General features: G+C 65.9%; 24 protein-coding genes. 13 read left to right on the top strand and 11 right to left on the bottom strand.

Going from position 1 to position 23,435, the window contains the following annotated elements; translation table 11 throughout:
- The first annotated feature begins 70 nt into the window (after positions 1 to 70).
- Positions 71 to 1,741: an AmpG family muropeptide MFS transporter gene (locus tag ACZ1II_RS12480; protein WP_465146729.1), complete on the top strand. Its 1,671-nt coding sequence runs from the start codon at positions 71 to 73 to the stop codon at positions 1,739 to 1,741.
- Here ACZ1II_RS12480 and ACZ1II_RS12485 read toward each other — a convergent pair.
- The 3 genes from ACZ1II_RS12485 to trpB form a co-directional block, all read right to left on the bottom strand.
- Positions 1,738 to 3,033 (bottom strand): bifunctional folylpolyglutamate synthase/dihydrofolate synthase, encoded by a 1,296-nt coding sequence (locus tag ACZ1II_RS12485; RefSeq protein ID WP_465146730.1) that lies wholly within the window; start codon positions 3,031 to 3,033, stop codon positions 1,738 to 1,740. The genes ACZ1II_RS12480 and ACZ1II_RS12485 overlap by 4 nt on opposite strands.
- A gap of 103 nt (positions 3,034 to 3,136) precedes the next feature.
- Entirely contained in the window at positions 3,137 to 3,913 is a 777-nt protein-coding gene (trpA, locus tag ACZ1II_RS12490; protein ID WP_465146731.1) for a tryptophan synthase subunit alpha, read from the bottom strand.
- Positions 3,914 to 3,916: 3 nt separating this feature from the next.
- Positions 3,917 to 5,158: a tryptophan synthase subunit beta gene (trpB, locus tag ACZ1II_RS12495; protein WP_465146732.1), complete on the bottom strand. Its 1,242-nt coding sequence runs from the start codon at positions 5,156 to 5,158 to the stop codon at positions 3,917 to 3,919.
- A gap of 244 nt (positions 5,159 to 5,402) precedes the next feature.
- On the opposite strand from trpB, the gene ACZ1II_RS12500 reads away from it, so the two are divergent.
- Positions 5,403 to 5,870: an outer membrane protein gene (locus tag ACZ1II_RS12500; RefSeq protein WP_465146733.1), complete on the top strand. Its 468-nt coding sequence runs from the start codon at positions 5,403 to 5,405 to the stop codon at positions 5,868 to 5,870.
- A gap of 132 nt (positions 5,871 to 6,002) precedes the next feature.
- On the opposite strand, the gene ACZ1II_RS12505 is transcribed toward ACZ1II_RS12500, so the two are convergent.
- A complete protein-coding gene (locus tag ACZ1II_RS12505) occupies positions 6,003 to 6,653 on the bottom strand; it encodes a phosphoribosylanthranilate isomerase (RefSeq protein WP_465146734.1) in 651 nt (216 codons plus the stop codon).
- A gap of 47 nt (positions 6,654 to 6,700) precedes the next feature.
- Between ACZ1II_RS12505 and ACZ1II_RS12510 the strand changes: the two genes are divergently transcribed.
- Entirely contained in the window at positions 6,701 to 7,123 is a 423-nt protein-coding gene (locus ACZ1II_RS12510; RefSeq protein ID WP_465146735.1) for a DUF4019 domain-containing protein, read from the top strand.
- 153 nt (positions 7,124 to 7,276) lie between these two features.
- On the opposite strand, the gene ACZ1II_RS12515 is transcribed toward ACZ1II_RS12510, so the two are convergent.
- The 4 genes from ACZ1II_RS12515 to purB form a co-directional block, all read right to left on the bottom strand.
- The gene (locus tag ACZ1II_RS12515; protein ID WP_465146736.1) at positions 7,277 to 8,035 is read right to left on the bottom strand and encodes an SIMPL domain-containing protein; all 759 of its coding nucleotides are present in this window, start codon (positions 8,033 to 8,035) and stop codon (positions 7,277 to 7,279) included.
- Positions 8,036 to 8,185: 150 nt separating this feature from the next.
- Positions 8,186 to 8,863 (bottom strand): orotidine-5'-phosphate decarboxylase, encoded by a 678-nt coding sequence (gene pyrF, locus ACZ1II_RS12520; RefSeq protein ID WP_334183570.1) that lies wholly within the window; start codon positions 8,861 to 8,863, stop codon positions 8,186 to 8,188.
- Between the two features lie 4 nt (positions 8,864 to 8,867).
- Entirely contained in the window at positions 8,868 to 9,212 is a 345-nt protein-coding gene (locus tag ACZ1II_RS12525) for a LapA family protein (protein WP_465146737.1), read from the bottom strand.
- Positions 9,213 to 9,403: 191 nt separating this feature from the next.
- A complete protein-coding gene (purB, locus tag ACZ1II_RS12530; protein ID WP_465146738.1) occupies positions 9,404 to 10,717 on the bottom strand; it encodes an adenylosuccinate lyase in 1,314 nt (437 codons plus the stop codon).
- 411 nt (positions 10,718 to 11,128) lie between these two features.
- On the opposite strand from purB, the gene ACZ1II_RS12535 reads away from it, so the two are divergent.
- Positions 11,129 to 12,124: an alpha/beta fold hydrolase gene (locus tag ACZ1II_RS12535; protein WP_465146739.1), complete on the top strand. Its 996-nt coding sequence runs from the start codon at positions 11,129 to 11,131 to the stop codon at positions 12,122 to 12,124.
- Between the two features lie 25 nt (positions 12,125 to 12,149).
- On the opposite strand, the gene ACZ1II_RS12540 is transcribed toward ACZ1II_RS12535, so the two are convergent.
- The 3 genes from ACZ1II_RS12540 to radC are packed head-to-tail and all read right to left on the bottom strand — an operon-like array spanning position 12,150 to position 14,821.
- Positions 12,150 to 13,283, bottom strand: coding sequence for an endonuclease/exonuclease/phosphatase family protein (locus tag ACZ1II_RS12540; RefSeq protein ID WP_465146740.1), 1,134 nt, complete (start codon positions 13,281 to 13,283; stop codon positions 12,150 to 12,152).
- A gap of 37 nt (positions 13,284 to 13,320) precedes the next feature.
- Positions 13,321 to 14,082 carry an NRDE family protein gene (locus tag ACZ1II_RS12545; RefSeq protein WP_465146741.1) on the bottom strand — a complete coding sequence of 254 codons (762 nt, stop codon included), beginning with the start codon at positions 14,080 to 14,082 and terminating at the stop codon, positions 13,321 to 13,323.
- Between the two features lies 1 nt (position 14,083).
- Positions 14,084 to 14,821: a RadC family protein gene (radC, locus tag ACZ1II_RS12550; RefSeq protein WP_465147289.1), complete on the bottom strand. Its 738-nt coding sequence runs from the start codon at positions 14,819 to 14,821 to the stop codon at positions 14,084 to 14,086.
- Between the two features lie 41 nt (positions 14,822 to 14,862).
- Here radC and ACZ1II_RS12555 point away from each other — a divergent pair, with 41 nt between their 5' ends.
- From ACZ1II_RS12555 to mgtE, 9 genes are all read left to right on the top strand, one after another.
- Positions 14,863 to 18,114, top strand: a complete 3,252-nt coding sequence (locus ACZ1II_RS12555) for an intermembrane phospholipid transport protein YdbH family protein (protein WP_465146742.1) — start codon at positions 14,863 to 14,865, stop codon at positions 18,112 to 18,114.
- A gap of 50 nt (positions 18,115 to 18,164) precedes the next feature.
- Positions 18,165 to 18,398: a YnbE family lipoprotein gene (locus ACZ1II_RS12560; RefSeq protein WP_465146743.1), complete on the top strand. Its 234-nt coding sequence runs from the start codon at positions 18,165 to 18,167 to the stop codon at positions 18,396 to 18,398.
- The gene (locus tag ACZ1II_RS12565) at positions 18,398 to 18,793 is read left to right on the top strand and encodes a YdbL family probable chaperone protein (protein ID WP_465146744.1); all 396 of its coding nucleotides are present in this window, start codon (positions 18,398 to 18,400) and stop codon (positions 18,791 to 18,793) included. The genes ACZ1II_RS12560 and ACZ1II_RS12565 overlap by 1 nt, the downstream gene beginning before the upstream one ends.
- Positions 18,794 to 19,192: 399 nt before the next feature.
- Complete coding sequence (locus ACZ1II_RS12570; RefSeq protein ID WP_465146745.1) at positions 19,193 to 19,513, top strand: AtpZ/AtpI family protein; 321 nt, start codon at positions 19,193 to 19,195, stop codon at positions 19,511 to 19,513.
- A 53-nt stretch (positions 19,514 to 19,566) separates the two neighbouring features.
- Positions 19,567 to 20,352 carry a F0F1 ATP synthase subunit A gene (locus ACZ1II_RS12575; RefSeq protein WP_021233351.1) on the top strand — a complete coding sequence of 262 codons (786 nt, stop codon included), beginning with the start codon at positions 19,567 to 19,569 and terminating at the stop codon, positions 20,350 to 20,352.
- 40 nt (positions 20,353 to 20,392) lie between these two features.
- Complete coding sequence (locus tag ACZ1II_RS12580; protein ID WP_007013775.1) at positions 20,393 to 20,617, top strand: F0F1 ATP synthase subunit C; 225 nt, start codon at positions 20,393 to 20,395, stop codon at positions 20,615 to 20,617.
- 98 nt (positions 20,618 to 20,715) lie between these two features.
- Positions 20,716 to 21,210 carry a F0F1 ATP synthase subunit B family protein gene (locus tag ACZ1II_RS12585; protein ID WP_465146746.1) on the top strand — a complete coding sequence of 165 codons (495 nt, stop codon included), beginning with the start codon at positions 20,716 to 20,718 and terminating at the stop codon, positions 21,208 to 21,210.
- Entirely contained in the window at positions 21,203 to 21,796 is a 594-nt protein-coding gene (locus ACZ1II_RS12590) for a F0F1 ATP synthase subunit B family protein (protein ID WP_465146747.1), read from the top strand. The genes ACZ1II_RS12585 and ACZ1II_RS12590 overlap by 8 nt, the downstream gene beginning before the upstream one ends.
- Positions 21,797 to 22,074: 278 nt before the next feature.
- Entirely contained in the window at positions 22,075 to 23,433 is a 1,359-nt protein-coding gene (gene mgtE / locus ACZ1II_RS12595) for a magnesium transporter (RefSeq protein WP_465146748.1), read from the top strand.
- Positions 23,434 to 23,435 lie beyond the last annotated feature (2 nt).

Consider the following 23,435-nt stretch of genomic DNA (forward strand, 5'->3'; position numbering starts at 1 on the left):
TCATCCAGCCTTCCCTTCGGGAAACCATGCGTTAGGGTCGCCGGCGGTTCGCTCACGAGGAGAAAACGGGATGTCTGAAGCCACTGCTGCCCCGAAACCCGGCTGGGGGGCGGTGATTCGCGCTTTGGGCAATCGCAAGACCGGCTTCATGGCCGTCTTCGGATTCGCAGCGGGCCTGCCCTATTCGCTGCTGCTCGGCACGCTCTATGCCTGGCTCTCCGATGCGCATGTCGATCTGGAAACGATGGGCGTGTTCTCGCTGATCGGGCTGGCCTATGCCTTCAAGTTCCTCTGGTCCCCCGCGCTCGACCGTATCGATCTGCCGGTGCTGCGCCGCCTCGGACGGCGCAAGCAGTGGATCGTGACGGCGCAAGTCCTGCTCGGCATCATCCTCGTGACATTGTCGCAGCTCGATCCGGTCGCGGCGCTGGGGCTGTTCTCCTTGCTTGCCGGGATCGGGGCTTTCGCCTCGGCCACCCAGGATATCGCCATCGACGCCTGGCGCGTGGACGTGGCGGACGAAGTGGCGACGATCGACATGCTCTCCACCGTGTTCCAGATGGGCTATCGCATCGCCGCGCTGGTCGGCGGGGCCCTGGCGCTGATCCTGGCCGAGCGCATCGGCTGGACTTCGGTGTTCCTGGTCATGGGTCTGATTCTCGTGGTGGCGGGTGTGGTCTGCCTTTTCGCGCCCGATGCCGACGCCACCGCGCCGAGCGCCGAGGACCGCGACGAACTGCTCGAACTGCGTGAGGCAGGCCAGCTCAGCCCGCGCGTGCGCGGCATCGCGCTGGGGCTGGTCGGCCTGCTCTGGGGCTGGGCGCTGGTGACGGTCGGCCTGTTCATGGTGCGCTCGCTCGGCAGCGATCCCGGCGCGCGGCCGGATGCGGTGGACTTCGTGGCGAAGACCGGCCCGTTGATCGTCGTCGCGACGATCATCCTGCCTGCCGCGATTGCCGCCGTGCTCGTCTATCTCCAGCGTAGCGGGCGTCATTTGCTGCCCGAGGCCGTGCCGCACAGCGGCGGCGGCGCGCGCGCGGCGGACCATCTCTATCGCGCGCTGATCCTGCCGCTGACCGAACTGGTCGGGCGCATGGGCTGGGGCCTCGTGCTGGCGCTGGCGCTGGTGCTGACCTACCGCCTCTGCGATTCGATCTGGGGCACTTTCGCCTATCCGTTCTATCTCGGCGAGCTGAAGTACACGAAGGACGAAGTGGCGATCGCCTCGAAGTTCTTCGGCGTTGGCGCGATCGTGCTGGGCCTTGCGCTGGGCGGCACGCTGCTGACGGTGGCGGGCCGCATGGCGACGCTGACCTTGGGCGCCGTGCTCGCCGCTGCGACGAACCTGCTCTATGCCGACCTCGCCCTCGGCGGCGCGCGCATGGCGGTAATCGCCGATGTTCTGGGGGTCAGCTGGCTGGTCGAGCAACTGGGCGGCCAGCCGCGTCTGGCCACGCTGATGGTCACGATCGGCATGGAAAATCTTGCGACCGGCATTGCCGGGGCGGCCTATATCGCCTGGCTCTCGTCGATCGTCTCGAAGGGCTACAGCGCGGTGCAATATGCGCTGCTGTCGTCGCTGACCCTGCTCGTCGGCACGCTCGGGCGCGGCGCGCTGGGCCAGCTCATTCAGGAGCAGGGCTATTACCGGATGTTCGTGCTCGTCACCTGGATCGGCACGATCGCGATCGTCCTGTGCCTGCTCGAATGGTGGCGGGTGGCCCGGAAGAAGCCCGCTTAATCGGGCACTTCGTCGTTGGCTTCAAGCACCACGCCCGAGAGGTAGAGCGATCCCGCGATCAGCACCGGCAAGCCATCGTCCGGCAGGCCTGCGAGCGCATCCGCCACGCTGTCGGCGGCAAGGGCTCCGGGGCTGAAGCTGGCGGGACCGTGACAGTCATGGCCGGGCACCGGCACCGCGCGGATGCTGGCGATGCTCGCAGCCAAAGGCGCGGTGAGCGCGCGTGGGTCCTTGTTCGCCAGCATGCCGATCACGAGATGGAGCCGCTGCCCTGCGAAATGGCGGGCGATGGCGAGGCCTGCGTCGGGATTGTGGCCGCCGTCGAGCCAGACTTCGCGGGCACCGGCATGGCGGGTCAGCGGGCCTGCGGAAAGGTGCTGCAGGCGGGCGGGCCAATGCGCTCTGCGGATGCCCTCGGCCATGGCTTCGGGCGAGACCGTGACGCGGTCCTGATGGCGCAGGATGGCGACGGCCAGAGCGGCGTTTTCGGCCTGATGGGTGCCTGGCAGAGTGGGCAGCGGCAACGCAAGTTCGCCGTGGCGGTCGGAATATTCGATCACGTCGCTTAACGCCGCATCCCAGTCGCGCCCGCGCATGTGCAGCGGCGCTCCGGCATTGAGCGCGGCGCGCTCGATTTCGAGCGTGGCGCTTTCCGGATAGGCCAGCGTGACGAGCGGCGCCGGGCCGCGCACGATCCCGGCCTTTTCGAAAGCGATGCGGGCGAGCGGTTCTTCCGGGGCGCCGTCTTCGGGGCGCAGCAGGAAGGCCTCGTGGTCGATGCCGAGGGTGACGATGCCGCAGGCTGCGGGACGGTCGAGGACATTGGTGGCGTCGAGCCGCCCACCAAGCCCGACTTCGATCACGCAGGCATCCGCCGGTTCGCGGGCGAAGGCGAGGAAGATCGCCGCCGTCGTCGCTTCGAAGAAGCTGGGGCCGAGGTCTTCGCCCGCGTCGAGCACTTCGCGCAGCAGGTCGGCCAGCATCTCGTCTGAGATCAGCTTGCCGCCGAGGCGGATACGCTCGTTGTAGCGGACCAGATGCGGCTTGGTGGCGGAATGGACCTTCAGGCCCTGCGCTTCCAGCATGAAACGCAAGTAGGTGCAGGTCGATCCCTTGCCGTTGGTCCCGGCGACATGGAAAGTCGGCGGCAGGCGCTTGTGCGGATCGCCGAGCCGTTCGAGCAGCGCGTGGATCGTCTCTAGCCCGAAGCGGCCCTGGGGAAGCGAGAGCGCGGCGAGACGGTCAAGCTGGGCCTGAACGCGCGGGTCTTCGGAGGTGGCGAAGTCTTTCATGGCACTCGTCCGGAAAAAGAACATCGCGGCAAGCCTTGGCGGCTGCCGCGATGCACGGAATTGCTGCGTCGTCATGCGTTGCGCAATGACGAAATTTGACGGATCAGCGCTCGGCGTGAACCGCTTCGGCCAGCGCCGAGGTCAGCGCGCGCAGATGGGCAGGCGCTGCAGTGCCGTGCTGCTTGACCAGATCTACCAACGCCGAGCCGACGACCACGCCGTCCGCGACCTTGGCGATCGCGCTCGCCTGTTCGGGTGTGCGCACGCCGAAGCCGACCGCGACGGGGATCGAGCTGGCGGCCTTGAGCTTGGCAACCGCATCCTCGATCGAGCCCTGCGCCGCCTGCTGCATGCCGGTCACACCCGCGACCGAGACGTAATAGAGGAACCCCGAGGAGCCATCGAGCACGGCCGGAAGGCGCGCGGCGTCGGTGGTCGGAGTGGCGAGGCGGATCAGCGAGACGCTCTTGTCGCGCAAGGCCGGGCCGAGTTCGGCATCTTCCTCGGGCGGAATGTCGACGCAGATCACGCCGTCGACTCCGGCCTTGGCGCATTCGTTCGCGAACCAGTCCGCACCGCGCGCGATCATCGGGTTGGCGTAGCCCATCAGCACCAGCGGAACCTGCGGATGACGGGTGCGGAACTCGCTGGCCATCTGGAAGATGTCGGCGGTCTTGGTGCCGGCATCGAGGCTGCGGATGTTCGCTTCCTGGATCGCCGGGCCGTCGGCCATGGGATCGGTAAAGGGCATGCCGAGTTCGATCACGTCGGCGCCGCCTTCGACCAGCGCGTCGAGATTCGCGGCGGTGTCGCCGTCACCCCCGGTGATGAAGCAGACGAGCGCGGGGCCTTTGGCGAATGCGGTTTCGAAGCGGGTCATCGATTAAAGCTCCACGCCCAGCGCTTCGGCGACGGTGAAGATGTCCTTGTCGCCGCGGCCAGAGACGTTGACGACGAGCAGCTTGTCCTCGTCCAACTCCGCCGTCAGCTGCGGCAGCGCGGCAAGCGCGTGCGAGCTTTCCAGCGCCGGGATGATGCCTTCCAGTTCGCAGCAGAGCTGGAACGCTTCGAGCGCCTCGGTATCGGTGATCGGCACGTAGTTCACGCGGCCGCTCTCATGCAGCCACGAGTGCTCCGGCCCGAGTCCCGGATAGTCGAGACCGGCCGAGATCGAGTGCGCCTCGGTGATCTGGCCGTCATCGTCCTGCAGCAGATAGGTCTTGTTGCCGTGGAGGATGCCGGGCTTGCCGCCGGTGAGCGAGGCCGCGTGCTTGTCGGTGTCGATGCCGTGGCCCGCTGCCTCGATGCCGGTCATCTGGACTTCGGGATCGTCGAGGAAGGGGTGGAACAGGCCGATCGCGTTCGATCCGCCGCCTACCGCTGCCACCAGCATGTCGGGCAGGCGACCTTCCTTCTCCAGCATCTGTTCGCGCGTTTCCTTGCCGATGATCGACTGGAAGTCGCGCACCAGTTCCGGATAGGGGTGCGGGCCGGCGGCAGTGCCGATGATGTAGAAGGTGTCGTGGACGTTCGCGACCCAGTAACGCAGCGCGTCGTTCATCGAGTCCTTGAGGGACTGCGAGCCGCTTTCGCAGGACACGACTTCGGCCCCCAGCAACTTCATGCGGAACACGTTGGGCTTCTGGCGCTCGATATCCTTGGCGCCCATGAAGATCTTGCAGGGCAGGCCGAAGCGCGCGGCGACGGTGGCCGTGGCAACGCCGTGCTGGCCCGCGCCGGTCTCGGCAATGATCTTGGTCTTGCCCATGCGGATCGCGAGCAGGATCTGGCCGATGCAGTTGTTGATCTTGTGCGCGCCGGTGTGGTTCAGTTCCTCGCGCTTGAAGTAAATCTTCGGACCTTTCCCGGCGGGGGCCTTGGCGCGGAAATAGTCTGTCATGCGCGGGGCGAAGTAGAGCGGGCTCGGGCGACCCACGAAGTCCTTCATCAGCGCATCGAATTCCGCCCAGAACGCCGGGTCCTGCTGTGCCTTGCGGTATTCCTTCTCGAGATCGAGAATCAGCGGCATCAGCGTTTCCGCGACATAGCGTCCGCCGAACTGGCCGAAATGGCCGGTCTCGTCGGGGAGCGTGCGGAAGCTGTTCACGGGCGTTTGGGTGGTCATGATCCGGCCGATTGGCAGAGCGCGGCGGTCAAGTCCAGCGCCTAACATCCGTTGGGATCGCCATGCCCTTTTTCAATTGCAAAGCTTGCAACAGGCATAACTGCATTGGCAAGATAGTGTCTGTAAGTGGCAGTTTCGTGACGATTTTCGGAAATTATAAAATTTTCGTTCATCTGGGCGAAAGGTTCGGGGGAGCAGCGGGGCCTCCCCGGTGAGGGCCGGGAACATACTGGAGTTTAAGAATATGCGTATTGCACTCGTTTCGCTCGCCGCGGTTGCTGCCGTGGCCGCCGCCACCCCTGCTCTGGCCAACGAAGCGCGCGTCGAAGCCCGCACCGGCATCATCTGGGACGGCAGCGACAGCGAAGCAGTCGGCGGCGTTGCAGTCGGTTACGACTACGACCTGGGCGAAAAGTTCTTCGTGGGCGTTGAAGGTTCGGCGGACAAGATCCTGGCCGACAACTATCGCGTTTCGTGGGGCGTCGGCGGCCGCGCCGGCTTCAAGATCACCCCGACCACCAAGCTCTATGCCAACTCGACCTGGCAGTCGAAGTTCAGCAAGTACGGCAACAGCGCTGTTGCTGTCGGCGGCGGCGTCGAGCAGGCCCTGAACGACCGCTTCTACGGCAAGGTCGAATACAAGCACCTGCTGGTCGGCGACAACACCCCTGACGCAGACGTCGGTCTGGTCGGCGTTGGCGTGAAGTTCTGATCGGATTTCGGCCCGACGCAGCTACCGAGTTCGTCGGGCCGAAGCCCGTATAAGGAATCCGCTCTGCAAGGAGCGTAAGCCAGGGAAGGGCGGTCTATGAGGGGCCGCCCTTTCTTGTTGTTTAAGAGCCTCTCAGAAGTCCGAGGCGCTGCGCACGGCGCGCGCGAAGGCTTCGATGCGGTTCAGATCCTTGACCCCGGGTGCACTTTCGACGCCCGATGAGGTATCCACCAGCGGCGTGCCGGTGAGCCGGACGGCCTCCGCGACGTTCTCCGGGTTCAACCCCCCGGCCAGTCCCCAGGCGACGGGGCCTTTCCAGTTCGCCACCAGCTTCCAGTCGAAGCTGAGGCCCATGCCGCCGGGCAGGGTTCCCTTCGGCGTCTTGGCATCGAACAGTACGAGATCGACCGCGCCCGCATATGTGCTCGCCCGGGCAGCATCTTCCGCCGTCGCGACCGATAGCGCCTTCCACACGGGAATGCCGAAGCGGGCGCGAAGCTGGGCTGCGCGTTCCGGCGTCTCGCTGCCATGAAGCTGCAGCGTGTCGAGCCGGGCGCTGGAGACGGCCTCGGCAATCGTCGCGTCATCGGCATCGACGAAAAGGCCGACCCTCCCGATCCGTCCCTCCGCACGATCCGACAGCAAGGCGGCCTCGGCCGGGGTGACGTTGCGGGGACTCTTGGGGAAGAACACGAATCCGGCATGGGCGGCGCGCGCGCGAATCGCGGCTTCGAGGGATTCGGGGGTGCTTATCCCGCAGATCTTGATCGCCGCAGTTGGCATGTCGCGTTTCCGGCCTAGATTGCGGTCCCGAAGCAAAGGGACCGACGATGAACAGACTGGGCCGCTATCTAATGCCATTTGTCGCCGCCGCAATGCTGGCGGGCTGCGGGGTGAAGGAGTCGTTCAAGGACGCCGAGGTCGAAGTCGGCAAGTTCCACCAGGCGCTGGACGCCGGTGACTTGCCCGCGATCTGGCGGCAGGCCGATCCGGCGCTGCGGCAGGGGGCGCAGCGGAGCCAGCTCGAAAAGGTGCTGGATGCGGTCCACCGCAAGCTCGGGAAAGTGAAGGAAGCCAGGCAGGTGGGCTGGAATGCCAATGCCACCACTGGCGGAGCCTTCGTCACCCTGACCTATCAGACGACATTCGAGCACGGTTCGGGCGTCGAACAGTTCGTCTATCGCAAGGGTGACGAAGGCAAAGTTACGCTGACCGGCTATGATATTCAGTCGCAGGACATGATGCTCAACTAGGACGGGCCGCCATTCAGCCCATGCGAGCCTGCGAACCGCGATTTTCAGTGCTCCGGTGCTCACGGACATAATGTCCGCTGCGCTCCGGTGCTCGAAAATCACGTTTCTTGGCTCCACCTGGCCTAAATGGCGACCCGTCCTGAAGTCTGCCTATCAAGGAGCCAGTTCGAACTGGACCGTGACGTTGACGTTGGTTTCCAGCTCCCCGGCGGCGACCGGCGGGGCGGAAGCGAGCGAATCCATCGCGGCCTTGGCGCGGTACATGACCGGTGCGGGCGCATAGCCGCCGCTTTCGCTGATCGAGACGATGCGGGTGACGTGCATCCCGGCGGCGCCTGCATAGAGGTCGGCGCGGGCGCGGGCGTCCTTGATCGCGGCGACGCGGGCCTCGTTCTGGGCAGCGTCGGGCTGGGACAGCGAGAAGTTGGGGCCGTTCACCTGATTCGCACCGGCCTTGGCGAGGGCATCGATCACTTTGCCCATGTCGTCCAGCTTGCGCTGACGCACGCCGACGGTGTTGCTGGCCTCGTAGCCGACGATTTCGCGGGGGCCATCGACATAGCTGCCGTCGGGCTGGCGCTTGGGCTGGGCATAGACCGGGTTCAGGCTGAGATTGCTGGTCTGGATGTCCTTGTCGGCCACGCCTGCGCGCTTCAGCGAGGCGATTACCTGGTTCATCCGCGTGGAATTGGCATTGAGCGCTTCGCTGGCCGTGGCGCCCTGTGTGGTGACGCCTGCCGAGAAGCTCGCCATATCGGGCGTGCGGGTGGACGAACCCTGGGCGTTGACGGTCAGCAGGGTGTGCCCGGCGGCGATGGCGGGAACCAGGCCGGAGTCCTGGGCCATGGCCGGTACGGCCGCTGCCGAGACGATCGCGGCCGTGGTGACGGCAAGCAGGTTCAGGGAATTCATGAGGTCGCACTCTCCATTCGGCCATCCATTGGCCGGATCAACGATCTGGAGGGGACGAGGTTGCCCGGCGCTGAACCGTGCATTTTGCGCTGTGAAAGGTTTGGGTGAATCGGGCGCCGATCCAGTTCGTCGACGCCCGGACATTTTAGGTTAAAGCGTGGCTTCGATCGCGCGTGCCGCGGCCAGCGGGTCTTCGGCGCGGCTGATCGGGCGGCCGATGACGAGCACGCTGGCACCGGCATCGCGGGCGGCGCGCGGGGTCATGATGCGCTTCTGGTCGCCGTTGCCATCGGTGTCGGGACGCAGGCCGGGAACCACGAAGAAGCCGTCCTTCCACTGCCGGTGCACCGCGCCGACTTCATGGCCGGAGCAGACGATGCCGTCGAGACCAGCCGACTGGGCCAGTTCGGCCAGGCGCAGCGCTTGTTCGTGCGGCTCCGCAGCGACGCCGATGGCATTGAGATCGCCGCCGTCGAGGCTGGTGAGCACGGTGACCGCCACGACCTTGGTGTTCTCGCCCGCCGCGGCCTTGGCGTCTTCCATCATCGCGCGGCCACCGGCGGCGTGGATGGTGACGATCGAGGGTTCGAGGACGTGGATCGCCTGCATCGCGCCGGCGACGGTGTTCGGAATGTCGTGGAGCTTCAGGTCGAGGAAGATCGGCAGGCCCAGCTTGTGCAGTTCGTGCACGCCGTGATGGCCGTGGGCGCAGAAGAATTCGAGGCCGAGCTTGATCCCGCCGATATGCCCGGAAACCTTGCGGGCCAGCGCCTCGGCGGCATCGAGGCGGGGAAGGTCGAGGGCGAGATAGACGGGATTGCTGTTCATGGTCTCAGGATTCCGGGGAAGGTTCGGGAGTGGAGAGGGTTGCGGCAGGCGATGCTTCGGGAACCGCTGCCGGAACGCTCGAAGGCACGCTGTTGGCCCGCAGCGAGTTTTCGAGGCTGGCGATGCGGCGCTGGAACCGCCAGCGCAACGCGCGCAGGTAGAGCCAGACCGGCGCCATGCCGAGCACGAAGAAGACCAGCGCGACGAAGCCAACCGGCCACTGGAAGTGCATGTAGTTGGCACCGTCGAGGGGCCAGAAGTTCACGTCGACCCAGGTCCAGTTCATGACGATGAATGCGACCAGGATCGCGGTGATTGCGACCCACAGCACCGTGCGGACTATATGCATGTTCCCTCCGGCAATTCGTGTACCAAGACATTCGCAATCGCCTTGGGGCGCGGGCGGTTCCAATTGAACCCGATCGCGCCCCAAAATCCTTGTTCATCGCATTTTCCGAGTCGGCAGGTGTATGCACCTGCCTTGAAAATGCTTCGGATGCTAAGCGCGATTGCGAGGCATGGGAAGTGTCGGAAAGGCGCTTAGTTCCCGAAAACGCGAGCGAAGATCGTGTCGACCTGCTTGAAGTGGTAATCGAGGTTGAACTTCTCCTCGATCACTTCGACCGGCAGGGCGGCGGTGACTTCCTCGTCGGCCTTGAGCAGTTCGAGCAGCGAGAGCTGGCCGTCCGATTCCCAGACCTTCATCGCATTGCGCTGCACGAGGCGATACGACTGGTCGCGGGTGAGGCCGGCTTGCGTCAGCGCCAGCAGCACGCGCTGCGAGTGGACGAGGCCGCCCATGCGGTCGAGGTTCTTCTGCATGCGCTCGGGGTAGACGAGCAGCTTGTCTACCACGCCGGTGAGGCGGGCGAGCGCGAAGTCGAGCGTGATCGTCGCGTCCGGGCCGATGAAGCGTTCGACCGAGGAGTGCGAGATATCGCGCTCATGCCACAGCGCCACGTTCTCCATGGCCGGGGTAACCGACGAGCGGACGACGCGGGCAAGGCCGGTCAGGTTTTCGGTCAGCACCGGGTTGCGCTTGTGCGGCATCGCCGACGAACCCTTCTGGCCGGGCGCGAAGTATTCCTCGGCTTCAAGCACTTCGGTGCGCTGCAGGTGGCGCACTTCGATGGCGAGGCGTTCGATCGAGCTGGCGATCACGCCCAGAACCGCGAAGAACATGGCGTGACGGTCGCGCGGGATCACCTGCGTGGAGACCGGCTCCACTTCGAGGCCCATCTTGTCGGCGACGTACTGCTCCACCGCCGGATCGACGTTGGCGAAGGTGCCGACCGCGCCCGAGATCGCGCAAGTGGCGACTTCTTCGCGGGCGGCGATCAGGCGCTTCTTGCAGCGCGCAAATTCCGCATAGGCTTCGGCCATCTTCAGGCCGAAAGTCACCGGCTCGGCATGGATGCCGTGGCTGCGGCCGATGGTCGGGGTGTACTTGTGCTCTTCGGCGCGGCGTTTGATCGCGGCGAGCAGGGCATCAAGGTCTTCCAGCAGGATGTCGGCAGCCTTCACCAGCTGCACGTTCAGCGTGGTGTCGAGCACGTCGGAGCTGGTCATGCCCTGGTGCATGAAGCGGGCCTCGGGGCCGACCTGCTGGGCCACCCAGTCGAGGAAGGCGATGACGTCATGCTTGGTCACGGCTTCGATGGCGTCGATCGCGGCGACGTCGATCTTCGGGCTGGTGCCCCACCAGTCCCACAGGGCCTGTCCGGCGCTTGCAGGGACGGTGCCCATTTCGCCCATCTTCACGGCGGCGTGCGCCTCGATCTCGAACCAGATGCGGTAGCGGGCTTCGGGCTCCCAGATCGCGGTCATTGCGGGGCGGGCGTAACGGGGGACCATGTTCGACTCCTAGTGTGACCTAGCGGGATGTGACCTTGAGGGGGCCGGCTACTGCCTGGGCCTCTTGCCGGGAGCCGCTAGGGCGGGCTTGCGATAAAGGCAAGGGCGAGCAGGACCGACCAAGTGCCGGTTCCCGCACAGGTTGACACGGTTTACACGGTCCAGGGGAGAAAAAATCCGGCCCTCCCATCGCCCTTCCACGCTTGCGAAAACCGGAAGGGAAGGGCGATAGGATCTGCGCATGCGTGGGAGCATATCGGCCCTAGCGGTTGTAGGAAAACGATTTTCCGGGTCTATGGAGCCATTCGAAGCTTCACGCGCTTATCCGTGAAGGGCTGAAGAGAGGCCGCACCGGCTCTCTTCGCAACAGAAAGGACCGCGATGCGACGCGCGCTTCTGACAATTCTCGCCATGACTCTGCCCTTGGGCTGCGCTCCATTTCAGGCCGAGGCGCAGGACATCAAGCTGGAGGAATTCGGCACCGACCTCGAGCGCTTCCCCTATCCTTGGCCGGTCGCGCGCATGGACGTGAAGCTGGGGGCCGAGGAAGCCTCGATGGCCTATATGGACATCCAGCCGGAGCAGCCGAACGGCCATGCGGTGGTCCTGCTGCACGGCAAGAACTTCTGCGGCGCCACCTGGGAAGATACCGCGAAGACGCTGCTAAGCGCGGGCTACCGCGTGCTGATCCCGGACCAGCTCGGCTTCTGCAAGTCCTCCAAGCCCGTCTCGGCGCAGTACAGCTTCGCGATGATGGCGGAAACGACGCATCGGCTGATGGAGAAAGTCGGGCTGGAGAAGGCGATAGTGCTCGGTCATTCGACCGGCGGCATGCTCGGCCTTCGTTTCGCGCTGATGTATCCGCAGGCGGTCGAGCGGCTGGTGCTGGTCAATCCGCTGGGACTGGTCGATTCGATGGCCGAAGGCGTGCCCTATGTCCCGCTCGACAAGCTGCTCGCCGCCGAGCGTGCCAAGGACTATGCGGCCATGCGGCAGTACCAACTCGATACGTATTACCATGGTGACTGGAACCCGCGCTATGATCGCTGGGTGAAGATGCTGGCCGGGCAATATGCGACGCCGGACCAGGACGCGGCGGAACTGGCGCAGGCGAAGACCGCCGAGATGATCCTGACCCAGCCGGTCAGCCACGAGTTCGGCAGGCTGGCAGTGCCGGTCACGCTGATGATCGGCATGAAGGATACGACGGTCTTCGGCAAAGGCCAGGCACCCGCCGAGATTCGCGGCAAGCTGACTTCGGTTCCGCAAGCCGCCCCGCAGGCGGCGGCGGCGATGCCCTCCGCGCGGATCGTCGAATTCCCCGATTACGGCCATTCGCCGCAAGTGGAGGCGCCGGAAGTTTTCGGCGCGAAGCTGCTGGAAATCCTGTCCGCGCCTGCGCCGTGATGGGCCTGCGCCGTGAAGGCGTGCCTCAGCGCCCCGCGACCAGCGCCCCCGGTATCGGGCTGCAACCGGGGCGGCGGGTGTCGGCGGCCTTCCAGCTAAGTTCGTAGGTCACGAGAAAGCCGTCATGGTCGGAAAGCTGCGGGCTGCCGGGCCTGCCGTCGAACAGCGCCTCGACGCGGATCGGGCGAATCTGCACGCGGTCGCCGTTCCACAGGAACTGGAGGTCCTGGGTGTCCATCCACGGCTCGTCGCCGTCCCACGACATGCGCACGTCGCAGCCCGAGGCAGGGTCGTTGCAGATTCGGTGAACCAGTTCGAGCGACTGGTAGCGCGAGAAATTCTCCCAGCGCGGCTCGGAGTGGCGCATGTTGAAATCGCCGCCGAAGATCACCGGCGTTGCATCGTCATGGGTGCGGTCGATGAATTCCGAGGCCTCCAGCGCCTGCCGGTCGTGGGCGGCGAGGTTGCGCGGGGCGGGGGCCTTGGAGGCGCCGCGCGAGTTCATGTGGGTGTCGTAGACGTCGATCAGCGTGGGAACGCCGGGAATGTCGATGCGGGCCAGCGCAATGCCCTTGTTGGCAAGGCAGTCGAATCCGGCACAGGACTTGCGGCCATAAGCGCGCCGGTCGCTATCGACGATGGCATAGCGTGAGGCGATGGCAAGGCCGCTGCCGTAGACGTGGAGGCCGAGTTCGCCGCGCTTCCACTTGGAACTACCGGGCAGTTTCTCCTTGGTCGAGCCGCGCGCGCGGGTGGTGCGGCGCGGACCGGATTCGATGGCGGGGTAGCCCGAGGACCGCACCGCTTTCTTGGCCGGGTCTCCGAACATCTCCTGAAACAGCACGACATCGGGCGCGGTGCCTGCCGCACGCATCTCGGAAAGGTGGCGGCCGATTTCCATCAGCGAAGGCTTGCGGCCGCTGCGCGCGGGCCAGCCGAGGCCTTCGATGTTGTAACTGAGCACCGAAAGCGTGGTCTTGGCGCTCTGGCCGTCGGCGGAGAGCGTGACTTTGGGGGGCAGCGCGGCGTCGCAGGCGATATCGCGCGAGGGTGGGGAGACCGTGCTGCATCCCGCGGTCAGCAGCAGGAGGTAGCCGCTGAGCAGTCTGGATGGGGAAAGAATGGGGCGCCTCGTTCGATCGGCTGGTCGTTGTCGCATAAGGTCCCCTGTCGCACCGAACCGTCGGCCGGTCCATTCATACAGGGGTTTGGGCCGAAGAGGACGGGTCAATTGTCCATGAAAAGTCGATGCGGACTTCGCCTGTCACTTCTCCGTCCGGCGCGAAGCTGCGCTCGGCGATCAGGCCGCTGCCGCTGCGGTTTACGGCGATGACCGTGCTGCACCGCGTGCCGTAGACCGGATCGCGGATGAAGACCGGGGCAAATCGCGGTTCCGGGCCGTTTTCCGGGCGGGCTTGGCGGGGATCGGGCGTTTCGGTGCGCAGGCTGTCCAGCAGCGGAACCGGATCGCCGGACCCCGCCGCAAGCCACTGGGCGAGGGCCTGCTCGACTTGCACGGTCTTGGGCCAGGGCAGGTCGAAGCCGCCGTTGGACAGGCCGTGGATGCCGGGCGTGAGCGGGCGCGATTCGATTTGCGGGTAGTTGGTCAGGAACCGCGCCTCGCCGGATGCCACTTCGACGAGATTGAACGGTTTCATTGCTGTGAGCGACTCTGGCTCGCGGCCTTGCAGCAGGTCGGTGACGAGCTTGCCGCGCGAGGGTCTGCCCGGAACCGAGCCTTCGGGCACGCGGTAATTGGTGACGAGAACCATGCGGCCTTGCGTCGAGACACCCAGCCAGGTTCCGCCGCCCAGCAGGTCGCGTCCGGCGATGATCGTGCTGCCGTCCTGCCAAGGCGCCAGCGGTGCGGCGGGGCGGGTGTGGAACTCGTCGCGGTTTCCGGCGACGACGAGCGGCCAGTCCGGATGAGCCTGCCAGGCGACGGCGGCGACGCACATGTCAGATCAGGCCCTTGGCGCGCAGGCTGATATGGCCTTCGCGGCCGATGATGACGTGGTCGTGGACCGAGACGCCTAGCAGGCGCCCGGCTTCGGCGATGCGGTTGGTCACGTCGATGTCGGCGCGGCTGGGTTCGGGCGAGCCGGAAGGGTGGTTATGGACGAGAATCAGCGCGGTCGCGCCGATGTCGAGCGCGCGGCGAATCACTTCGCGGGGATGGATCGCGGCTTCGTCGATCGAGCCGTCGCCGACGAGATCGTCGAGGATCAGCATGTTCTTGGCATTGAGATAGAGCACCCGCACCCGCTCGCGCGTGAGGTGGGCCATGTCGATCGTCAGATAGTCGATCAGCGCCTGCCACGAGCCGATCACCGGGGCCTCGCGCAGTTTCTGGCGGGCAAGGCGGGTGGCGGCGACGGTGACGATCTTCAGCGCCGCCACGGTGGCCTCGCCCATGCCGGGATGGCCTTCCAGAGTGCGCGGATCGGCCTGGAGCACGCCCGCCAGCGAGCCGAAGCGCTGGATCAGGCTGCGGGCGAGCGGCTTCATGTCGCGGCGGGGAACCGCCTGCATCAGCAGGAGTTCGATGACCTCATGATCCCCCAGCGCTTCCGCTCCGCCGTCGAGCAGTCGCTTGCGCAGCCTGGAGCGATGTCCGCTGGCGTCCTTGCTTGCGTCGGGGCCTGCGTCGGGCGCCGCATCGGCAGGTTCATCGAAGAGACTGTTGCGGTCGGGCATAACGTGCGCAGACAATTGCCTTTCCCGAGCGGCGAGCGCAAGTGAAGGACCGAATGCCGCAGGAGCATGACGAACTTACCGCATCGGCGGAACCGCCCCCGCCATTGTCCTCGCCGCGCCGCAAGCGCAGGCGGGCGATCGCGCTCGCCCTGCTCACGAGCGCGGCGGTCGGGCTGGGCGCCGTGTGGCTCCTGCGCGAGGATATCGCCGAGAACCTGATCTCGGGCGAACTGGCCAAGCTGGGGCTTCCGGCGACTTACGAGATCGAGGAAGTGGGGCCGACCGAGCAGGTGGTCCGCAACCTCGTGATCGGCGATCCGAAGCATCCCGACCTTACGATTGCCGAACTGCGTGTCGCCACGCGCCTCAACTGGGGCTGGCCGGGAATCGGGCGGATCACGGTGATTCGCCCGCGCCTGTTCGGCTCGCTCCATCATGGCCGGTTCAGCCTCGGCTCGCTCGACAAGCTGATGGAGTCGAGCGGCGAGACCAAGGATTACGCGCTCCCCGATTACGACGTCGCGGTGGTCGATGGACGGGCGCTGATCGAGAGCGACTATGGCCGGATCGCCGCGAAACTGGCGGGCGAGGGCGGCCTGCGCGGAGGCTTCAAGGGCGAACTCGCCGCACTTTCTCCGCATCTGGCGGCCGGAGGCTGCGAAGCGGGGCGGACGACGCTCTACGGCAAGCTGCGGGTGTCCGATGGCAGGCCGCGCTTCACCGGGCCGCTGCGGCTGGCCGGTCTCGCCTGTCCGCAGCAGTCGCTGAAACTCGCGCAGAGCGGTGCGCAGCTCGACGTCACGCTGGACCGCCTGCTCGACGGCGGCGAAGGCAAGATCGGCCTCGACGCCGGTGCGGGTTCGTTCACGGCGAATCGCCTGTCAGGGCTGACCGGATCGGGGCGGTTCACCTTCCGCAAAGCCGCTTTGAATGCGCAGTTCGAGGTAAAGGCGCGCGGGCTAGCGACGCCGCAGGCGCGGCTGGCCGAACTCGGTTTCGATGGGCGGATGCGGGCGAGCGCCGGCTTCGCCCATTTCGATCTCGACGGCGATGTGACGGGCCGCGATCTCGCACTCGGCGAATCGGTGGACGCGCTGCTCGCAGGCGCGGAGAAGTCCGGCGAAGGCACGCTGGCCGCGCCGATCCTGCGACAGGTCCGCACGGCGCTCGCCCGAGAGACGCGCGGCAGCAGGCTCGATGCCAGCCTTGTTCTGCGCCGCGAGGACGGGCGCATGAGCCTTGTCCTGCCGCGCGGGCATTTGCGCGGCGGCAGCGGGGCCTCGCTGCTCGACCTGTCGAAAGTGCAGGCGGTGTTCGGCGCGCGCCGTCCCGTCGTCACAGGCAATTTCGCCAGCGGCGGCAAGGATCTGCCGAACGTGACCGGCCGCATGGAGAGCGACGCGCGCGGACGGCTCGCGCTCCAGGTCGAGATGCCGGAATATCGCGCAGGCGATTCGCGCCTTGCTGTGCCCCATTTCGCGCTGACCCAGACGCCCGACGGCACGATGCATTTCACCGGCGAGACCCGGCTTTCCGGTGCGCTGCCGGGCGGTTCGGCGCAGAACCTGGTCCTGCCCGTCGACGGCCGCTGGGGCGCCGATGGCACGCTTTCGGTCTGGCCGAATTGCACGAAGATCGGCTTCGACCGTCTTGCCTTCGCCAATCTCACGCTCGACCGGCGAGCCTTGCAGGTCTGCCCGGCGCCGGGGCAGGCAATCCTGCGCAGCCGGGGGCAGGGCTTCGATATCGCGGCGGGCGTTCCCGCGCTCGACGTGTCGGGGCGGCTGGGCGAGACGCCGATTCGCATCGCCAGCGGTCCGCTCGGCTATGCCCAGTTGGCGGGCAGGCCCGGCGCCCTCACCGCAAAGGCGATCGACGTCAGCCTCGGCCCGCAGGAGGCACCTTCGCGGTTCCGGCTCGCCACGCTCGACGCGCAAGTGGGCAAGGATATCGGCGGCGCCTTCGACGAGGCCGACATTGCGCTGGCGGCGGTGCCGCTCGATCTCAAGCAGACGGCCGGAAACTGGCGCTATTCCGGCGGCGTGCTGAGCATCGACCAGGCGCGCTTCACCCTCGTCGATCGCCAGTCGGTGCCGCGTTTCCAGCCGCTGGTGGCCCGTGACGGCACGCTGCGGCTGGAAAACAACGTGATCACCGCGCAGGCGGCGATGCGCGAGCCGAAGAGCGACCGCGAGGTGGTCCGCACCGATATCGTCCACGACCTCGGCACCGCGAGTGGCCATGCCGACCTCGCCGTGTCGGGGATCACCTTCGACAAGGACTTGCAGGCCGAGGCGCTTTCGCCGCTGCTGCTGGGCATCGTCTCCAACCTTCAGGGCGAGGTGCACGGCAGCGGGCGAATCGACTGGAACGAGAAGGGCGTGACCAGCAAGGGACGTTTCGCCACAGATGCTCTCGATTTCGCGGCGCCCTTCGGTCCGGTGAAGGGCCTGACCGGCGAAGTCGTGTTCACCGATCTGCTCGGCCTCGTCACTGCGCCCGACCAGAAGCTGAAGATCGCCTCGATCAACCCCGGCATCGAAGTGAACGACGGCGAACTCTCGTTCCAGATGGAGCCGAACTTCCTGCTGCGCCTCAACGGTGCGCATTGGCCGTTCATGGCGGGCACGCTCACGCTCGATCCGGCGACCATGCGAATCGGCGTGGCCGAGACGCGGCACTACAAGCTCAATGTGAAGGGGCTGGATGCCGCGACCTTCGTGCAGCATCTGGAACTCACCAATATCAGCGCCAGCGGCGTGTTCGACGGCGAAGTGCCGATGGTCTTCGACGAGCAGGGCGGGCGCATCGTCGACGGCTACCTCGCCTCGCGCGATCCGGGCGGCAGCGTCAGCTACCTCGGCGCGCTGACCTACAAGGACCTCTCGGCGATGGGCAATTTCGCCTTCGGTGCGCTGAAATCGGTCAAGTACAGGCACATGGAGATCGGCCTCGGCGGTTCGCTGGCGGGCGATATCTTCACGCGGCTGAGCTTCGACGGGCTGAGCCAGGGCGATACGGCGCAGCGCAACTTCCTCACCCGCCAGATCGCCAAGCTGCCGATCCGCTTCATCGTCAAGATCAAGGCCCCGTTCTTCAGTCTGTTCGGCTCTATGCGCTCGCTTTACGACCCCACTTACGTCACCGATCCGCGCACCCTGGGCATCCAGAACGGCACGCCTTTCGTGGTGCCGCCCGCACCTTCGTCCTCGTCCTCACCTTCGTCTACGCCGGACTCGGTTCGTCCCGCGCCAGCCACCATTCAGCCTCCAGTCAGCGAGAATAACCCATGAAGGCCCTGGAATTGACCGGAAGCGTTCCGGCTGCGACAAGCCCGGCCATGATGAGCCAGGCACAATACGACCCGCAGCGGCAGGGTTTCCGGTTCGGTGGGCGCGCCGTTTGCGCCGCGATGCTGGTGCTGGGTTTAGGATCGGCGCTGGGGGGCTGCGTGAACGTATCCGCTCCGGACAAGCCGATCGTCATCGAACTCAACATCAACATCAGGCAGGAAGTGATCTATCGGCTCTCCCAGGACGCGGAGAACACGATCAAGGAAAACGAAGGCGTATTCTGATGAGCAAGACCCGTTTGAACAGCTTCGTGACCCTTTGCGGTGCACTCGCCCTGACGTTCGGCGCCGGCAGCGCCGCACTGGCGCAGGATGGCCGCGACCCGGCCTATGCCGCCGCGCGCGCCGCAGGGCAGGTGGGCGAGCAGAAGGACGGCTACCTTGGCGTGATCGGCAATGCTTCCGCCGATGTCCGCGCCATGGTCCGCGATCTCAACAACAAGCGCCGCGCCATCTATACCGAGAAGGCCGCGGGCAAGAGCACGATCGAGGAATATGCCTTCGCCACCGCCTGCCGCCTGATCGCGCAGACCCAGCCGGGCGAGAAGTACCAGGCGACCGACGGCTCGTGGCAGGTTCGCGGTGCCGGTGCACCGGATCGCGATCCGCGCTGCCCCTGACGGTTATGTCGCCGGGCTTCAGGCAGGCGATGATTGCAGGCTGACAAAGGAGCGGTCGGAATTCCCGGCCGCTCTTTTTGTATGTCAAATGCCTGACGCGCGTGTGACCGAAAACCGACGAGGCCGCGTTCGGCTTGACGTTGAAGGCGACAGGCGGGGGCGCGGGATAACCCTCGTGACGATTTTTTCTTCGCCGCCGTCCTTGCGGTCTTGTCCGAGCATTACCATTTTCGAGACCTGTTCGGGACTTGGGCACACGGCATGGCGTGTGAACAACTGTTGCCGCGCGCGACCCCTCATGGTTGACTCGGGAAGGACCCCACCCTAAGGGGTCGGCGCCCTCGGCGGGCAGCCGTTGAACGCGTCATTACGTTCCTATTCGATTGAGGAGGACCGGACATGAACGACGAGCCGTCCGCACGGGACCCTATTGGCGAGGATGCGCGCCTCGATTCGCTGGACGATCGGCTGAAAGCCCTTCGCGAGCGGGAAGCGCAGCGTCAGAAGCCGGTTGCGGGTGCGGAAACCGACGATGCCTATCGTGCCGGTAACCGCGTCCTGGCCGACTTGCTTGGTGGGGTTGCCGGTGGTCTGTTCCTTGGCTGGGTGATCGATCACTTTGCCGGAACATCGCCCTGGGGTCTGATGGTGATGCTATTCGCAGGAATATTCGTCGCCTTCAGGAACATTATCAGGAATTCGAACCGGCGCCCGGATTGACCCGAAAGGGATGAGCAGGGGCGCTGTCGTTCATTGGCGACAGGGATATTCGCGTGGCAGCCGAAGCGAAGGTCGATCCGATGCACCAGTTCAGCATCCAGCCGTTGTTCGGCTCGGAAGGCTGGAGCATCGCCGGTTACAACATCGCCTTCACCAACAGCACGCTGTGGATGGCGATCGCCGCCGTGACGCTGGCGTTCTTCGTTGCCGGCGGCATGAAGCGTCAGCTCGTGCCCGGCCGCTGGCAGATGGCCGTTGAAAGCTTCACCGGCTTCATCGACGGAATGCTGGCCGCCAACGTCGGCCCCGGCGGCAAGAAGTACGTTCCGTACATCTTCTCGCTGTTCATGTTCATTCTTTTCGCGAACTTCCTCGGCCTGCTGCCGCTGGGTGTGATCGGCCTCCACGCCTTCACCTTCACCAGCCACTTCTCGGCCACGGGCGTTCTCGCGGTGCTTTCCTTCGCAATCGTCCTCATCGTCGGTTTCGCGAAGCACAAGCTGCACTTCTTCTCGCTGTTCGTGCCGCACGGCACTCCGGTGATCATGATCCCGCTGATCTTCTGCGTGGAACTGATCTCGTTCCTGGTGCGCCCGTTCAGCCTCGGCCTGCGTCTTTTCGTCGCGATGATGGCCGGTCACGTTCTTCTCGAGGTTCTTTCGAGCTTCGTGATCAGCTCCGGCAATGCCGGCATCGGCCTCTTCGCCATTGCCGGTCTGCCCAGCTTCATCCTGATGGTCGGCATCTGCGCTCTCGAGCTGCTGGTGGCTGGCATCCAGGCTTACGTTTTCGCTCTTCTCACTTGCGTCTATCTGAACGACGCAGAGAACCTTCACTGATTTTCAGTCTCACTCGAGTTTTCCAAAGGGAGTTTTTGAAATGGACGCAGAAGCTGCAAAGCTGCTTGGTGCCGGTCTCGCTGCTATCGGTTGCGGCCTCGCCTCGATCGGCGTGGGTAGCGTTTTCGCCAAGTTCCTCGAAGGCGCGCTGCGCAATCCGGGCGCCGCTGACGCCCAGCAGGGCCGCCTCTTCATCGGCTTCGCCGGCGCCGAACTTCTCGGCCTGCTGTCGTTCGTCGTTGCCGCGCTGCTGATCTTCGCCTGATCGCGCGCACTGATCCCTTCCGGCTGCCCGAACCCTTTGGTTGGGCGGCCGGAGAGGACGCAAGAATTCTACCGGCCACTTCGAGACAGGGCTGACCCATGCCTCAGATCGCACAGCTAGCCGCGACTTATTCCAGCCAGATCTTCTGGATGCTGATCTTCTTCGGCTTCACCTTCTTCGTCGTCGGACGGGGAATGGTTCCCAAGGTCATGGATACGGTTGCGCAGCGCGACAAGCAGATTGCCGACGACCTCGCCGCTGCCGAGCGCGCCCGCGCCCAGGCCGATGCGGAGGAGGAAGCCTGGCGCAAGCGTGAGAACGCCAACCGCGCCGAGGCGCAGGCCCTGATCGCGGAAGCCCGCGCCAAGGCCGCTGCCGTCACGACCGAGCGTCTCGCGACCGCCCAGGTGGCCATCGACGCCACGCTCGCCGAAGCCGAAACCCGCATCTCCGAGGCGCGCCGTTCAGCCGCCGCCGAGATCGAGGACGTCGCCGCCGACGCCACTCGCGATATCGTCAGCCGCATCGCCGGCCTGACGCTCGACGACGGCGCGGTTCGTTCCGCCGTGAAGGAGAACCTGGTCCATGGCTGAGAACACGGAACTGTCCACCACGGACACCGCCGTCGCTGAAGGCACCTCGCACGAGGGCGCCGAGATGGCCGGGACCCAGGCTGGCACCGAGCATCACGCCGAACCGCTGCTGCTGGGCGTCGCCCCGCCGGTCGCGGTCGTCAGCGCCTCGATGCTGGTGCTCATCGCGATCATGGTCTGGAAGGGCCTGCCGAAGATGATCTCCGGCGGTCTCGACAGCAAGATCGCCGAGATCAAGGCCCAGCTCGAAGAGGCGAAGACCCTGCGTGCCGAGGCGGAAGCCCTGCGCAAGGAATATGCCGACAAGATCGCCGGTGCCGAAAAGGACGCCACCGCTCTGCTCGACCACGCCCGCCACGAAGCGGAGACGATCGTCGCCAAGGCCCAGGCCGACACGACCGACGTCATCGCCCGCCGCGAGAAGATGGCCCAGGACAAGATCGGCGCCGTCGAACGCGCTGCCGTGACCGAACTGCGCCAGCAGGCTGCGGCTGCCGCCGCTGCCGCCGCCGGTGGCCTGATCAAGGCCAACCACTCGGCCGATGCCGACAAGGCGCTGGTCGATCAGGCGATCGCCGGTATCTGATCCTTCCGGATCGGCTACGAAGCAAAGAGGCCTCCGTGCGCTGCACGGGGGCTTTTTTTGTGTGCCGATCAGGGTCATGTTCGCTCCGGATGCGATCCGGAGTTGACGGGCGAGGCAATTGAGATCAGAGCGACGCCCGCGCAGCCGATGTTGCTGCGGTGTTTCAGGAAGCGAGGACATGTCAAGCGACAGTTCCAGTAGGACCGCACGCCCCAAGGGCGCTGGCTAGTTCTCGCTGGCCATCGTCCGCCCGGGTCGTGCGGACGAAAGGTTTGAAGATGGTGAACGACCTCCTCGCCGGCGTGACCGCCGGTGCCCGTCCCGCCAAGAGCGGGCTCTACATTGCCGATATCGTCGAGATGCTCCAGGCGCTGGCGCCCGAGGCCGCTGCCGCCAAGCTTGGCCGCATGGCCGACGTGCGGGCGGTTGCCGTGCTCGACCGTCCCGAATTCACGGCGGCGCCCGAAGTGCTGCCGCTGCTGCCGTTGCCGCGCGCGGTGCATCTGGTCGCCCAGATGGCCGAGGACCGCGCCGCCGACGTGCTGGCGGAGATGGATGAGGGGATTGCCGCCCAGATCCTCGGCGCCCTCGCGCCCGATGTGCGCACGTCGCTACGCAGCCTGCTCGCCTGGCCGGAAGACAGCGCGGGCGGCATGATGACCACCGAATTCGTTGCCGCGCGGGTCTCGGCCAGCGTGGCGGAAGTGCTCGATCTCATCCGCACCGTCGAACGCAGCCGCGAGACTGTCTATTCGGTGTTCCTGCTCGACGAACGCGGGCGCCTCGACGCGACGATCTCGCTGCGCCGCCTGATCGCTGCCGCCCCCGATTCGCCCGCGATCGACCTCGCCCGAGACCGCGAGCCGGTGACGGTGACGCCTGCCACCGACCGCGAGGCGGTGGCCGACCTGATTCGGCGTCACGACCTGTTGGCGCTGCCGGTGGTGGACGAGGCGGGCCGTCCGCTCGGTATCGTCACTGTCGACGACGTGCTCGACGCGCTGGTGGCCGAACATACCGAGGATGTGCAGAAGTTCGGCGGCGTCGAGGCGCTCGACCGGCCCTACCTCGAAACCGGCTTTTTCGAGATGATCCGCAAGCGCGCCGGGTGGCTGAGCGTGCTGTTCCTCTCGGAAATGCTGACCGCCAGCGCCATGCAGCACTTCGAGGACGAACTCGCCCGCGCGGTTGTGCTCACCCTGTTCATCCCGCTCATCATGAGTTCGGGCGGCAACAGCGGCAGCCAGGCGACCTCGCTCATCATCCGGGCGCTGGCGATGGGGCAGGTGCGCCTGCGCGACTGGTGGCGCGTGGCGCTGCGCGAACTGCCCGCGGGCATGGTACTGGGCGGCATCCTCGGCGCAGTCGGCTTCGTGCGGATCGCCGCGTGGCAGGCGCTGGGCTTCTACGATTACGGCAGCCACTGGGTCTTGATCGCCACGACCGTTTCGGCGGGGCTGGTGGGCATCGTGACCTTCGGCTCGCTGGCGGGTTCGATGCTGCCGTTCCTGCTCCAGAAGCTGCGTTTCGACCCGGCGAGCGCCTCGGCGCCGTTCGTGGCGACCCTGGTGGATGTGACGGGGCTGGTGATCTACTTCACGATCGCCCTTGCCATTCTCTCGGGAACGCTGCTCTAGGG

It is taken from the genome of Novosphingobium sp. BL-S-20 (assembly GCF_055521635.1).

What these genes read in the sequence shown, in the direction of transcription:
- ACZ1II_RS12480 (WP_465146729.1), top strand. Translation starts at nt 71, where the DNA reads ATGTCTGAAGCCACTGCTGCCCCGAAACCCGGCTGGGGGGCGGTGATT.
- ACZ1II_RS12485 (WP_465146730.1), bottom strand. Translation starts at nt 3,033, where the DNA reads ATGAAAGACTTCGCCACCTCCGAAGACCCGCGCGTTCAGGCCCAGCTT.
- trpA (WP_465146731.1), bottom strand. Translation starts at nt 3,913, where the DNA reads ATGACCCGCTTCGAAACCGCATTCGCCAAAGGCCCCGCGCTCGTCTGC.
- trpB (WP_465146732.1), bottom strand. Translation starts at nt 5,158, where the DNA reads ATGACCACCCAAACGCCCGTGAACAGCTTCCGCACGCTCCCCGACGAG.
- ACZ1II_RS12500 (WP_465146733.1), top strand. Translation starts at nt 5,403, where the DNA reads ATGCGTATTGCACTCGTTTCGCTCGCCGCGGTTGCTGCCGTGGCCGCC.
- ACZ1II_RS12505 (WP_465146734.1), bottom strand. Translation starts at nt 6,653, where the DNA reads ATGCCAACTGCGGCGATCAAGATCTGCGGGATAAGCACCCCCGAATCC.
- ACZ1II_RS12510 (WP_465146735.1), top strand. Translation starts at nt 6,701, where the DNA reads ATGAACAGACTGGGCCGCTATCTAATGCCATTTGTCGCCGCCGCAATG.
- ACZ1II_RS12515 (WP_465146736.1), bottom strand. Translation starts at nt 8,035, where the DNA reads ATGAATTCCCTGAACCTGCTTGCCGTCACCACGGCCGCGATCGTCTCG.
- pyrF (WP_334183570.1), bottom strand. Translation starts at nt 8,863, where the DNA reads ATGAACAGCAATCCCGTCTATCTCGCCCTCGACCTTCCCCGCCTCGAT.
- ACZ1II_RS12525 (WP_465146737.1), bottom strand. Translation starts at nt 9,212, where the DNA reads ATGCATATAGTCCGCACGGTGCTGTGGGTCGCAATCACCGCGATCCTG.
- purB (WP_465146738.1), bottom strand. Translation starts at nt 10,717, where the DNA reads ATGGTCCCCCGTTACGCCCGCCCCGCAATGACCGCGATCTGGGAGCCC.
- ACZ1II_RS12535 (WP_465146739.1), top strand. Translation starts at nt 11,129, where the DNA reads ATGACTCTGCCCTTGGGCTGCGCTCCATTTCAGGCCGAGGCGCAGGAC.
- ACZ1II_RS12540 (WP_465146740.1), bottom strand. Translation starts at nt 13,283, where the DNA reads ATGCGACAACGACCAGCCGATCGAACGAGGCGCCCCATTCTTTCCCCA.
- ACZ1II_RS12545 (WP_465146741.1), bottom strand. Translation starts at nt 14,082, where the DNA reads ATGTGCGTCGCCGCCGTCGCCTGGCAGGCTCATCCGGACTGGCCGCTC.
- radC (WP_465147289.1), bottom strand. Translation starts at nt 14,821, where the DNA reads ATGCCCGACCGCAACAGTCTCTTCGATGAACCTGCCGATGCGGCGCCC.
- ACZ1II_RS12560 (WP_465146743.1), top strand. Translation starts at nt 18,165, where the DNA reads ATGAGCCAGGCACAATACGACCCGCAGCGGCAGGGTTTCCGGTTCGGT.
- ACZ1II_RS12565 (WP_465146744.1), top strand. Translation starts at nt 18,398, where the DNA reads ATGAGCAAGACCCGTTTGAACAGCTTCGTGACCCTTTGCGGTGCACTC.
- ACZ1II_RS12570 (WP_465146745.1), top strand. Translation starts at nt 19,193, where the DNA reads ATGAACGACGAGCCGTCCGCACGGGACCCTATTGGCGAGGATGCGCGC.
- ACZ1II_RS12580 (WP_007013775.1), top strand. Translation starts at nt 20,393, where the DNA reads ATGGACGCAGAAGCTGCAAAGCTGCTTGGTGCCGGTCTCGCTGCTATC.
- ACZ1II_RS12585 (WP_465146746.1), top strand. Translation starts at nt 20,716, where the DNA reads ATGCCTCAGATCGCACAGCTAGCCGCGACTTATTCCAGCCAGATCTTC.
- ACZ1II_RS12590 (WP_465146747.1), top strand. Translation starts at nt 21,203, where the DNA reads ATGGCTGAGAACACGGAACTGTCCACCACGGACACCGCCGTCGCTGAA.
- mgtE (WP_465146748.1), top strand. Translation starts at nt 22,075, where the DNA reads ATGGTGAACGACCTCCTCGCCGGCGTGACCGCCGGTGCCCGTCCCGCC.